General features: G+C 63.5%; 6 protein-coding genes. 1 reads left to right on the forward strand and 5 read right to left on the reverse strand.

The genetic code is table 11. From position 1 onward, the window contains the following. Positions 1-418: 418 nt before the first annotated feature. Positions 419-3547 (reverse strand): hypothetical protein, encoded by a 3129-nt coding sequence (locus tag ABJF10_RS22990; RefSeq protein ID WP_348546956.1) that lies wholly within the window; start codon positions 3545-3547, stop codon positions 419-421. Between the two features lie 338 nt (positions 3548-3885). Here ABJF10_RS22990 and ABJF10_RS22995 point away from each other — a divergent pair, with 338 nt between their 5' ends. Then, positions 3886-4392, forward strand: coding sequence for a low affinity iron permease family protein (locus ABJF10_RS22995; protein ID WP_348546961.1), 507 nt, complete (start codon positions 3886-3888; stop codon positions 4390-4392). A gap of 20 nt (positions 4393-4412) precedes the next feature. Here ABJF10_RS22995 and carB read toward each other — a convergent pair whose 3' ends face one another. The 4 genes from carB to ABJF10_RS23015 all read right to left on the reverse strand — a co-directional run bounded on the left by carB (position 4413) and on the right by ABJF10_RS23015 (position 12525). Next, on the reverse strand, positions 4413-7718 hold the full coding sequence (gene carB, locus ABJF10_RS23000) for a carbamoyl-phosphate synthase large subunit (RefSeq protein ID WP_348546957.1): 3306 nt from the start codon (positions 7716-7718) through the stop codon (positions 4413-4415). 388 nt (positions 7719-8106) lie between these two features. Then, positions 8107-9096, reverse strand: a complete 990-nt coding sequence (hemB, locus tag ABJF10_RS23005; RefSeq protein WP_348546958.1) for a porphobilinogen synthase — start codon at positions 9094-9096, stop codon at positions 8107-8109. 25 nt (positions 9097-9121) lie between these two features. After that, positions 9122-9994, reverse strand: coding sequence for a hypothetical protein (locus ABJF10_RS23010; RefSeq protein WP_348546959.1), 873 nt, complete (start codon positions 9992-9994; stop codon positions 9122-9124). Next, positions 9991-12525, reverse strand: a complete 2535-nt coding sequence (locus tag ABJF10_RS23015; RefSeq protein ID WP_348546960.1) for an SUMF1/EgtB/PvdO family nonheme iron enzyme — start codon at positions 12523-12525, stop codon at positions 9991-9993. The genes ABJF10_RS23010 and ABJF10_RS23015 overlap by 4 nt, the downstream gene beginning before the upstream one ends. Between the last annotated feature and the right edge of the window lie 20 nt (positions 12526-12545).

Consider the following 12545-nt stretch of genomic DNA (forward strand, 5'->3'; position numbering starts at 1 on the left):
GTAGGTCGCGTTGCTCCCGGTGTAGGGCGCGTGTCCCCACGCGCCGGGCGTTGATTTGGTTCGCAGTGGCGACCCGGCGCGTGGGCCACGCGCCCGGGGGCATTGTGCCCGAAAGCAACAGCCGTCGTGTGTAGCAAGGTTCCGGCGCGGTCCTGCCGTTTGAACTTGAACAGTTGCCTTGAGCCGGGTGGTCCGGCCGCCGGTCCGCTCGCGCTCGCATGACAAGACTGAGTCGATGAGCACTCCCACCAAAATCCACGTCAATACTGATGTTTGCAAACTCCACCTCGACCTCGCCTGGCCTGGCCAGCGACGCCGTCTGCCTAACGATCCGGCCGGCCAGCAAGTCCTGCTGGCGGCGTTGCCCGCTCCCCCGCTCCCCCGCTCCCCCTCTCACCTCCTCCTAACAATACAGTTGCTACACCCGCCGCTTCGGAAGCTGCCGGCTCGACGCGATCAAAAGGACGACGCCCAAAGCGACCCAGGCCCACATGGGCAGCGCCGGGACGGACTGGGGCGTGGTAAATGTCTGATCAACGCCGTAGGTGGTGACTCCTCCGGCTACGACGACCGCCCGCACGTGGTAGGTGGTGCGATCCGTGAGACCATTTAAGGGAGCACTGAAGTTCACGTTCGAGCTGCCGTTGCCGATGTCCTGCGTCGTCGTGGTGCCGCCATAGTTGGTCGTTGCTCCGTATTGGAAATAGACGGTCGTCGCGATTCCATTCGGGTTGAACATTCCTTGGAGGGTCGCCCCGGCGGCACTGACATTTTGGGCGGCGGCGGTGATCGAGAATCCGAAACCCGTAAGGTGGATGTCGAATGCACTGGCACCCGCGGTACTGCTCGCCACGTGCAAAACGGCGGTGCGTCCATCGTTTTGCACGGGCGAGAAAGTCACGACAAACGTGCCGGTGCCACCACCCGCAATTGTGACCGGTGGAGACGTCGTCACTCCGAAGTCGGCGGCATTGGTTCCGGTGACAGCGGCAGAAACGCCAGTCAGGGTGGTCGTCCCCGTATTGCGCACCACAAACATCCGGGTGCTGTTGGTCTGCAAAACCGCCGCTCCGAAATCAATGGTGCTGGCGGCACTCGTCAGCGCGGTGCCGGCGGGCTGCTCGACGGCCATGCCGACCGTCGGCGTCGTGACGATGTAGTAGTCGGAAACGTCCAGCGTATTGGTCGTGGTATCCGAATTCATACCGATCTGGATGGCCGTGATTTGGTCGGGATCGAGTTTGCCGTCCGGGTCGGCGGGATGGCCGCCGGCGACCGTGAGGGCGGAAAAAGGGATGAGCGCCGTATGATATTGCCCATCCGCGGGAATGATCGGGTTGGCGGTGAAATAAAAGGCGCCGCTGCTTTCCACGAGGAAGATCCGGACGGCGGAGGACTGGCCGGCGCGGGCGCGGATGAGGATGTACTGCAGGCCGACCCAACTGGGGTTTTGCGGCAGGGCGATGTTCATCTGGGGATAGGCCCAGCGATCGGTCACGCCGGCGGCAAAGCTCAAATCCATGTGCAGCGTGGTGGTGGGGCTGCCATTGGAGAGGACCACGCTGCCCGCGGATTGCGCCACCCACTGGCTGGCCGGGGTAATGTTCACGCGGCTGTTGTTTGGATAGAGAGCGAGATAGTCGCTCAGGCTCAGTTCGGTGAAGAAGCGCAACTGCATCGGCGACACCGCTACTCCCAGGTCGTCGCTCCCCGTCACGCGCACCGTGCCGTCGGGAGAGGTGATGGCGACATTGGCGTTGACCGTGGATTTGCCGCGCGGCGGCACCGTCACGGATTTGGTGGTGGTGACGCCGTTGGCCAGAATGTTCAGCGTCGCGTCGCGGCTGCTCGCCGAGAGATTGGTCACGGCAAAGGAAAGCGGCAGGCTCGCCATCTGGGCCGCCGTGAGCTGGTAGCCGAGCTTGCCCGCCGTGACGTTGCTGGGGATGGGGTATTGCAGGACGAGGGGAGAGAGCGGGCCGCGCGCCGGCAGCGTCTGGTGAGCCTGCGTGGTGAGGCTCATGGCGGTGGTGCCGGTATTGATCGCGGACTGGGCGAGGCTGCCCGCGGGCAAGGTGACGTAGGTGAGGCCATCGGGAATCGGGATGGAGCCACCGCCGCCCACGGTGAGCGCGCGCCCGTCGATGCCGTAGGCCCCGCTCACGGTCAAGGTCTGCCCCGGTAGAAACGTGGCGCCGGCGCTCACTTGCCCGCTGAAAAAGACGATGCAGTAGCCGCTCGTGCCGAGGGAGAAAATGCGCGCCTTGATCGGGGAGCCTTGCAAATCGCCCACGTAAGTCGCCCCGGAAAGCTGCACGATCGCCTCGGTGTAAGCCGCCATCGAGCGCAGGGGCGTTCCTTCCTGGCCCATCATGCCGAAGTTGTTTGCGCCCTCCACATAGAATGGGAACACGAAGGGGAAGTAACGGGCCACGCCGCAGGCCCGCGCCTCGATCGCTTTCATCGTGATTTGCAGGGCGCTGGCCTGGTCCTCGGCGAGCACCGGGCGGTCCGTGCCGGCCGTCCATTTCCAGCCGCATTCGGTGATCCAGAGCGGAATCGCCGCGCGCGTCCGCCCGCTCAGGGTGGTACGGAAGGAACCGATCGTGCCCTCCAGCGCGGTGGCTGTGGAGTAGTCGTGGAAACTGAGATAGTCGGTCTGGTCGAGCAGCCCGTTGTCGAGCGCCTGGGTGAGGTAGGCTTGATTGTACCCGCTCAGCACGCCGCCCCCGAGCGGCGTCTGCGGGCTTTGCGCCGCGAGGCTGAAGGCAAAGATCTTGGCCAGGGGCACGTATTGGTCCGCCGACATATCTCGCGCGAAGTAGTAGTTGCCGGTATCGGGCTCATTCCAGACCTCGAGCGACCCCCATGCAGCAGTCCAGTGCTGGGCCAGGGTGGCGCAGGAATCCGCTGCCAGGACGTAATCGGCCGGGAAAGGATTCGCCGTGGTGGAACCCATGAAGGCGGGCGTGGTGTAGAAGAGTTCCAGCACCTTGAGCCCGTGCGCCACGTAGCTCGCCCGGAGCGTGTCGTAGTTTTTGTCCGCTTGGAACGAATAGGCGCCCAGGGAGGGGTTGACCGCGTCCCAACCCAGCCGCTCCCGCACGGTGCCGATGTGCACCCGCTGGAGGATATTGAGGAAGTCATTGCGGACGCTGGCATCGCTCGCCAGCCAGGAAAGCGCGCCGTCGACGGCGAAGAAGGGATCGACGGCGGTCGGCGGCAAGGGCGCCACGACGAGGCCGTAACGTTTGGTCCCGCCGGCAAACCCGATTTCGTAGTAGCCGCCGGGAAGATTCAGCGTGAGAGAGAGGGAGCCGTCCGCCGCCGAAGTTTGCTGGCCAGTGGCGTAGGTCGCTCCCGTATAGCTGTAGACCGTGTAAGCGGCGGAGGCGGAAGGATTGGCTCCGCTCCACTGCAGCACGGCTGGGGTATTCGGCACGGCGACGAACCGATCGAGACGGGTCGGGACGATTTCCGCTCGTGCCATCGCCGCCGTGGCCAGCGAGGTGAGCAGGCAAATAAGAGCCTTCGGTAAACGCTGCATAAGTATTTCTAGCGCCGGAAAAGCGGCGGCTCGCCGTTCGCCGAATGGGGAGGGAGACGGCGGGAAAACCGTCCGGAAACAAGCGTGATGGGACGGCCAATGTCAACCGCTTCCCAGAAGGTAGAGGCTCTGGTGGCCGGCTTTTGCGGTGCAAGGGCGGATGGTGGAAGCGATTAAGCCGTTTGTGAATTTTCTGCCGAAGAGGCCGGAATGGCGTTCTCGCTGCGGCGGAATGTTGCGCTCGGGATGGGCGAGTTGAAGGTAGGGCGAACCGCCGCCTTTGCATCCGCAAGGGGAGACACGCACTTCGCCGCTGTCCTTCGATTCCTCTGTGTATGATGAACCGTCGCTCCTGGTTTAACCGTTTTGCGAAGGCCGCCGCCCGGGCCACCGGCAAGCCGATGGCCTTCGTTGTGGCGGGGGCCACCATCCTCGTGTGGGCCATCACCGGCCCGCTCTTCAAGTACAGTGACACCTGGCAACTGGTCATCAATACCAGCACTACGATCGTCACCTTCCTCATGGTGTTTCTCATTCAAAACACCCAGAACCGCGACAGCGACGCGATCCAGATCAAGCTGGATGAACTCATCCGCGCGGCTAATGGCGCACATACGGCGTTGCTGGATCTCGAGGAACTCGACGACGAGGATCTGGCGCGTATTCGCGATCTTTACGTGGAGATCGCGGCTAAATCGCGCAAGGCAATGGAGGCCGGTAAAGACGACACGGGCACACCGTTCGTGCACATTGAGAATGTCGAAGCGAACCACAATGAAGCTCGTCTGAAGCCCGCGAAAAGCGAGTCTCGCGCGCCGCACGCGAAAAAGCGCGTCAGCCGTTGATTGCCGGGCTGAGTTTCAGCTCAGCGCCCGTGCCAGTCCTGCAACGGCTTCACGTTCAGGCCGTGTTCCTTTAGCGCGCGGATGCCGTCGAGGCTGGCCTTGGCGGCACGCAGGGTGGTGATTACCGGGATGCGATTGGCGGTGGCGGTGCTGCGGATCTTCACTTCGTCTTCGCGGGAGATTTTGCCGCTCGGGGTATTGATGACCAACGCGAGTTCGCCGTTCTTGATCATGTCGAGCGCGTGCGGGCGGCCTTCGCTGAGCTTGAAGAGTTTTTGCACGGGGATGCCCGCGGCCTTGAGCGCGGTGGCGGTGCCGCTCGTGGCGTAGATCTTGAAGCCGAGGTCGGCGAAGCCGCGCGCGATCTCGATGGACTTCGGCTTTTGGCGATCGGCGAGGCTGATGAAGACGTTGCCTTTGCTGGGCAGCGCGGGCCCGGCGGCCATCTGGGCCTTGGCGTAGGCGAGGCCGAGATTCTGGTCGATGCCCATCACTTCGCCGGTCGATTTCATTTCCGGCCCGAGCATGATGTCGATGCCGGGGAAACGGATGAACGGGAAGACCGCTTCCTTCACGCTGTAATGCGGGGGGATGATCTCCTGGGTGAAGCCGAGTTCCTGCAGGGTCTTGCCGGCCATGATCTTGGCGGCGAGCTTGGGCAGCGGGACGCCGATGGCCTTGCTGACGAACGGCGCGGTGCGACTGGCGCGCGGGTTCACTTCGAGCACATAGACGACGTCGTCCTTCACGGCGAACTGCACGTTCATGAGACCCTTCACGTTCAGCTCCTTGGCCATGGCCTTGGTCGCCTTGGTGATCTCGGCCTTCACTTCTTCCTTGAGCGAGAAGGGCGGGATGGAGCACGCGCTGTCGCCGCTGTGAATGCCGGCTTCCTCGATGTGTTCCATGATCGCACCGATGACGACGGTCTCGCCGTCGCTGATGCAATCGACGTCCACCTCCAGCGCGTCCTCGAGGAAGTGATCGACGAGGATGGGATTGGCCGCGGTATTCGGCGTGGCGCCCGGGCTGGCTTCGATGGCTTCGCGCACATACTTGCGCAGGTCCGCCTCGGTGTGCACGAGTTGCATGCCGCGGCCGCCGAGCACGAAGCTGGGCCGCACGAGCACGGGATAGCTCACCGCGTTGGCCGCGGTGATGGCTTCCTCCTCGGTCACGGCGGTGCCGCCGGCGGTCTGGCGGATGCCGAGCTTGTCGAGCATCGCCCCGAACAGTTTGCGGTCTTCCGCGATCTCGATGGATTTCGGCGAAGTGCCGATGATCGGCACGCCGGCCTCAGCGAGGCCCTTGGCCAGGTTGAGCGGCGTCTGTCCGCCGAACTGCACGATCACGCCGAAGAGATTTTCGCTCTCCTGCTCGCAGATGTTGAGCACGTCCTCCAGCGTCAGCGGCTCGAAGTAGAGCTTGTCGCTGGTGTCGTAATCGGTCGAGACGGTCTCGGGGTTCGAGTTGACCATGATGGTCTCGAAGCCGAGTTCCCGCAGCGCGAACGAAGCGTGCACGCAGCAGTAGTCGAACTCGATGCCCTGCCCGATGCGGTTCGGCCCGCCACCGAGGATAATGATCTTCTGCTTCCCGCTCTCGCGGCGCTCATTCTCGTCGCCGTAGGTGGAGTAGTAGTAGGGCGTGTAAGCCTCGAACTCGGCGGCGCAGGTATCGACGAGGCGGTAGGTGGGAGAAACGGAAAGCTTCTCCCGCGCATAGGTTGCTCCGAGTCCCGGTCGAGCGGCGTCGATCTGGCGGTCAGAAAATCCGAGTTTCTTCAGTTTGTGAAGCCACGCACGCGTCTCAAGCTGTTCTTTGGCCGAAGCATCTTTGCCCTTCCCGTGAATCCAACGTTGCACACTCGCGATTGATTCTTCGATTTCCGAAGACGCTAGCTTGCTGCTCGCCTCCACAATCTCCCGGATATTCTCCAGGAACCAGCGATCAATTTTCGTCAGCTCGAAAATGTCGTCGACTGTCCAACCACGCGCGAAAGCGAGACCGAGATAGAAGATGCGCTCCGCATTCGGGACGATGAGCTTCGTGCGCAGCGTGTCGTCGTCCACGTCGGTCTTGTCCGCGCCGTCGCCGATGAGGCCGAAGCGCTTGATCTCCAGCGAGCGCAACGCCTTTTGCAGCGCTTCCTTGAAGGTCCGGCCGATGGCCATCGCTTCGCCGACGCTTTTCATCTGCGTGGTCAGCACCGGATCGGCTTGCGGGAATTTCTCGAAGGTGAAGCGCGGGACTTTGACCACGACGTAATCGATGGTCGGCTCGAAGCTGGCGGGGGTCTCGCGGGTGATGTCGTTCTTCACCTCGTCGAGCGTGTAACCCACGGCCAGCTTAGCGGCGATCTTGGCGATGGGGAAGCCGGTGGCCTTCGAGGCCAGCGCGGAACTGCGCGAGACGCGCGGGTTCATCTCGATGACGATCATGCGGCCGGTGTTCGGCTCGATGGCAAACTGGATGTTCGAGCCGCCGGTCTCGACGCCGATCTCGCGGATGACGGCGAAGCTGGCGTCGCGCATCATCTGATACTCGCGGTCAGTGAGCGTCTGGATGGGGGCGACGGTAATCGAGTCGCCGGTGTGCACGCCCATCGGGTCGACGTTTTCGATGGAGCAGATGATCACGCAGTTGTCCGCCCGGTCGCGCATGACCTCCATCTCGAATTCCTTCCAGCCGAGGAGCGATTCCTCAATGAGCACTTCGCTGACCGGCGAGAGATCGAGGCCGCGGGCGACGATGGTTTCAAACTCCTCCCGGTTATAGGCGATGCCGCCGCCGCTGCCGCCGAGGGTAAACGCCGGACGGATGATGAGCGGCATGGTGCCGATCTCGGCCATGACCTTGCGCCCTTCCTCGATGGTGTGGGCGGTGCCGGAGCGGGGCAGATCGAGGCCGATCTTGATCATCGCTTCCTTGAAAAGCTGGCGGTCTTCGCCCTTGTTGATCGCCTCGGGCTTGGCGCCGATCATCTTCACGTTGTGCTTCGCCAGCACGCCGAGCTCGTGGAGCTTCATGGAGCAGTTCAGCGCGGTCTGGCCGCCGAGCGTGGGCAGGAGGGCATCGGGCTTCTCAGCCTCGATGATTTTCTCCACCACCTCGGGGGTGATCGGCTCGATGTAGGTGCGATGCGCGAACTCCGGATCGGTCATGATCGTGGCCGGATTGGAGTTCACGAGGATGACCTCGTAGCCCTCTTCCTTGAGGGCTTTGCACGCCTGGACTCCAGAGTAATCGAACTCGCAGCCTTGCCCGATGACAATGGGGCCGGAGCCGATGACGAGGATTTTATGGAGCGTGGAATCTTTGGGCATGGTAGCGGGGTCCCGGCTTCACCGGGGCAAAAGTGCGAAGGTTCTAACAGCGTGCCCGGCTGTGCGCAAATGGGGAATGGTGAAATCTCGCCCTAAAGGCAGAACATCCAACACCCAACATCGAACATCCAAGGGGAGTGACGAAGCGACGGCGGCGGAAATCGAACCGCCGAGGCGCGGAGACGCGGAGAGGAAAAGGGTGGAGGGGCCACGAAATACACGAATGGGCACGGAATTGCGGAGAGTATGTTCGCGGGCTTTTTCAGGTGAGAGGGAGGTCATGGTCGCGCTAAGGACGCCAGCGACGCCAAGGTTTGTGGGCGAGAGCCTGTTCTTTGCCTTCTTGGCGTCCTTCGCGTCCTTGGCGCGCCAAGCCGGAGTGGGACGCCTATTTTCCGGACGCCAGCCACCCGGCGACCTGGCGGGCCCAGTAGGTGATGATGAGATCGGCGCCGGCACGCTTGAAGGCGAGCATCTGCTCGAGGACGGTGGCGCGTTCGTCGAGCCAGCCGGCTTGGGCGGCGGCTTTGACCATGGCGTACTCGCCGCTCACGTTGTAGACGGCGGTGGGGAGGCCGAATTGCTCTTTCACGCGCCAGACGATGTCGAGATACGGGAGGCCGGGCTTGACCATCACGATGTCGGCGCCTTCCTCGATATCGAGCGCGGTTTCGCGCAAGGCTTCGCGCGCGTTGGCGGCGTCCATCTGATAGGTGCGGCGGTCGCCGGCGGCAGGCGCGCTCTCGGCGGCATCGCGGAAGGGGCCGTAGTGCGCGGAGGCAAACTTGGCCGCGTAGCTCATCAAAATCGCGTTCTGGAAACCGGCGGCATCGAGGCCGGCGCGAATGGCGCCGACGCGGCCATCCATCATGTCGCTCGGGGCCACGATATCGGCCCCGGCGCGCGCGTGCGAGACGGCGGTGCGGACGAGCAATTCGACCGAGGCGTCGTTGTCCACCAAAGCCTGGTCGCCGTGAAAATGAGTGATGCCGCAATGGCCGTGGCTCATGAACTCGCAGAGGCACACATCGGTGATGACGAGCAGTTCCGGGCGGGCCGCCTTGAGGGCGCGCACGGCGCGCTGCACGACGCCGTCCTCGGCGTAGGCTTGCGAGGCTTGCTCATCCTTTTTCTCCGGGATGCCGAAAAGAAGCACGGCGGAAATGCCCTCCGCGTGGGCGGCCAGCGCCTCGGCGACGAGCTCCTTTTCCGACAACTGGAAGACCCCGGGCATGCTGACCACGGGGACGCGTCCGGAGATCTTTTCGCTGACGAAGAGCGGCAGGATGAGATCCTCGACGCGCAGGGCGTTCTCGCGCACGAGATTGCGCAGGGCCGGAGTGGAACGCAGGCGGCGGGGTCGCTTCAGCAGATGCATGGGGCGCGGCGGGATGAGCCCGCGCTCATTCCTTCGGAAAACCCGGCGGCCGATCGGAGAGCTTCGGGATCACGGCGGGGATGTTATTCTGCGCCACGGAGCCTTCGCGCTTTCCGCCGATGATCTGGAGCGCGCCTTCGGCGGTGCGACGCAGGGTCGGCCGGGTCTTGGGCGCAGAATAGTTGGTCTGCCCGCCAAATTCGCCGGAGGGCGAGATCTTGCTCAGCACGTAGGCGCGCATGCCGATGAGGTGCAAAACGTAGAGGTTGTCGTTGGAATCGAATTCGGCCTGGGGCGCGACGTTGTCGAGCAAGCGGCCGATCGGGAACGTGCAATAGACCATGCCATCATCCTGGCCCTCGACGCGCACGTAGAGGTTGTTGGACTCGCCGACTTCATGGGAGAGCAGGGAGAAAATACGCATCTGGCCGGCCGCGGGTTGGCCCTCGGGGATGCCGGCGATCTTGCGCCAGATGAGATGCCCCTCATTGACCTCGATATGCGTGGGCTTCGAGGTGAAGAACTTGTCGAGGCCGTCGTAATAGATGGAAGCCTGGACCCGGAACGTGCCGGTCTCGCCCATCTCGTAGAGCTCATTGAGATTGACGCTGCGCTTGATAGTTTCGCCGGACTTCACGTTGAGCGGAGGCAGATGATAATTGAGACTGCGCGGCCGGATCATCCGGTCGCCGTCACCCGTGATCCGGAAGCCAAACCACTGGTACTGCGGCGTGTCGGACAGGTTAATATCGTGACCGGTGAAATTGGTGACATTGACGGTGGCAATGACCGGCTCGTAGAGCAGGTGAAAGCGTTGCTTGAGGGAGCAACTGACGGTGATCTGCGCGTGCGCGGCGGTAGCCAGGCAAAGGAAAAGGAGCAGGCGGAGGTACTTCATTTCTTGGCGGGTGGTGGGGTATGGCTGATGGTGCGGAAACCGATAGATTCGATGCTCGTGCCGGGATCCATTTCGGCCCGTTGGTCGAGGCGGACTTCTTTCGACAGGTAGCTGCCGCCCTTGACCACCGGGCGATGCTTCGCCGGATCCCAAGTGCTCGTCCATTCGCGGACGTTGCCGGCCATGCCGATGACGCCGAAGGGGCTCTTGTCGCCCTTGATCTTGTCGACGGGATTCCAGAAGTTGAAGCCGTCGATGGCGCCCTTGGCGGCGGGGTTGCCCTCGTTGAAGTCGGCGCCGGAATTGACCTTTTTCGGATCGAACTCCTCGCCCCAAGGATAAGTGAAGCCCTTGATCCCGCGCGCGGCCTTTTCCCATTCTACCTCGGTCGGGAGTTCGCGGCCTTTCCACTTGGCGTAAGCATAGGCGTCCCAGAAATCGACCGTGATGGCCGGGCAGTTCAGATCGATCTTGACCGAATGGGCCGCTTTGCCCGCGACGGCGTTTCGATAATAGATGTCCCAGTTCTCCGGCTTGTGCAAAGCCGCGTTCTTGATGCGCGGCTGGCGCGGGTCGTCATATTCCGCGGTGTTATGGTTCTCGAGGAATTTCACGAACTTGGCGTACTGGCCAATGGTGACTTCGTATTTATCGATCCAGAATTCGGGCAGGTTCTTCGTCTCGCCATTGGCGAAAAGGAATTCGCCGGCCGGGATGTCGACTTGCTCGTCGAGACCGCGCTCGTTGGTGGAGTAGAGCCAATAGACCAGCACGCAGATCAGGATGACGAGACTGATGACGCTGGCGATGCTGAAATAAAGCGCGCGCTTCTGCTGTTTGCGCGCCAGCTCGACGGCGGCGATGGCCGCGCGGTCCTGGGCGCTGATTTTCGCGGCTTCCACGGGGATCACCTTGGGCTCGATGGCCTTGATCCCTTGCAACACCTGGCCCCAGGAAGTGAGCGCCCCGGTGCCGGTCTGCACCATGCCCTTGAGCAAATCACGGAAGCCGGGCGAAAGCGATTGGATGGCCGGCAGCACGCTGAGCATGATACGCCCGAGGGCTTGGATTTCCTGCTCCGGCGTGGGCTGTTCATCGGCGCCCTGGGTGGCGAGGTTCGCCAGGTGGGGCTGCCCATTGTTGCCCACGGAAATGCTCGCGGCATCGGGCGTCTGGTGGGGGATGTGATGCGAGGTGAGGTAGGCGAGGCCCTCGGCGGCGACGCGCAGGACCTTCAACGCGGTCGGCTCATCCAGGCGGTCGCCGGCGATCTTGCGCACGGCGAGGGTGCTGCCATCGACATATTCGTGCGCGTAGAAGTAGCGCCCATCGGCTTCACCCGCCTCGTAAACGGCGAGAATGGAAGGGTGCTGAACCTGGGCCTTGGCGCGGGCGTCGGCGATGAAACGCTCCCGCGTCAGGTCGTCGCTGGCTTTGTTGGCGTCGAGGATTTCGATGCCGACCGGGCGATTGATCGACAATTGCACGGCGAAATAAACGGTCCCCCAGCGGCCTTCGGCAATTTTCCGGTCGATCAGATAAGCGCCAAAAGGTTGGCCGGCGAGTTCACCGAGGTCATCGGGCGCGACCGGTTCCGGGGCCGGAGCCGGGTCCACCGGAGGCGGGGGCGGGGCGGCGGCGCGGGGCACGGGGACGGCTGAGGGGGCCTTCGGCACGGCCGAGACCGCTTTCGGGGCGGCCATGGCCGCTGGTATCGCGGTCGCCTTGACGGTGCGCACGGCCGAAGGCACGGCGGTAGGGCTGGCTTTCGGCGCTGGAGCCGGTGGAGCCGTGGGGTTGGCTTTCGGTGCCGGAGCCGGTGGGGCCGTGGGTTTGGCTTTCGGCACGACCGTCGGAGGTGCGGCTGGCACGCCCGTGGCCGCCCTGGCTACTGGCCGGACATTGGCTTGCGGCACGGAGGGTGCGGGAATGGGCTGAATCCGCGTGGTGCTGGAGACACGGACGGTCGCCGGTGCAGTGGGGGGCGGAACGGCGCTGGGTTGCGGAACGCTGACCGTCCTCGGTGCCGCGGGCGCGGAGGGTGGTGCGGAGGGACCGGACCGGAGCTCCGGTGGGAGCTCGATTCGCATCGTGGGCTGATCCACCACGGACATCGGTGAAGGGACGGGCACCGGGACCGCAGCCGCCGGGCGTGCCGGCGGCTCGGGCTCGGCTGGGGGCGCGGACATTTCCCGGGCGATGGCGGCGAGCAGCTCTTCCGAATCGATCGGCTTGGTGAGCAACTGGTGGTCCTTCGTCTGCTCGGGATAGTCGCTGAGATCGTAGCCACTGATGAGGATGGTGCGCACGTCCGGATAGCGCGAGACCATGTGGTCGCGCAGCGTGAAGCCATCCATGGGATCCATCACGACATCAGTGATGAGCAGATCCACGCCGCCGAGGGCCGCGGCATTTTCCAGGGCTTTTCCGCCATTGGTCGCGACCTTCACTTCGTGACCAGGCATGGTCTTGAGGATGGCGAGCAGGGCCTGAATTACGCCCGTATCGTCATCGACCAGCAGAATTCTCATTTCTCGTTTTCTTTCGGGAG

The organism is Chthoniobacter sp., from assembly GCF_040003245.1.
In the GTDB taxonomy this organism is placed as follows: Bacteria; Verrucomicrobiota; Verrucomicrobiia; order Chthoniobacterales; family Chthoniobacteraceae; genus Chthoniobacter.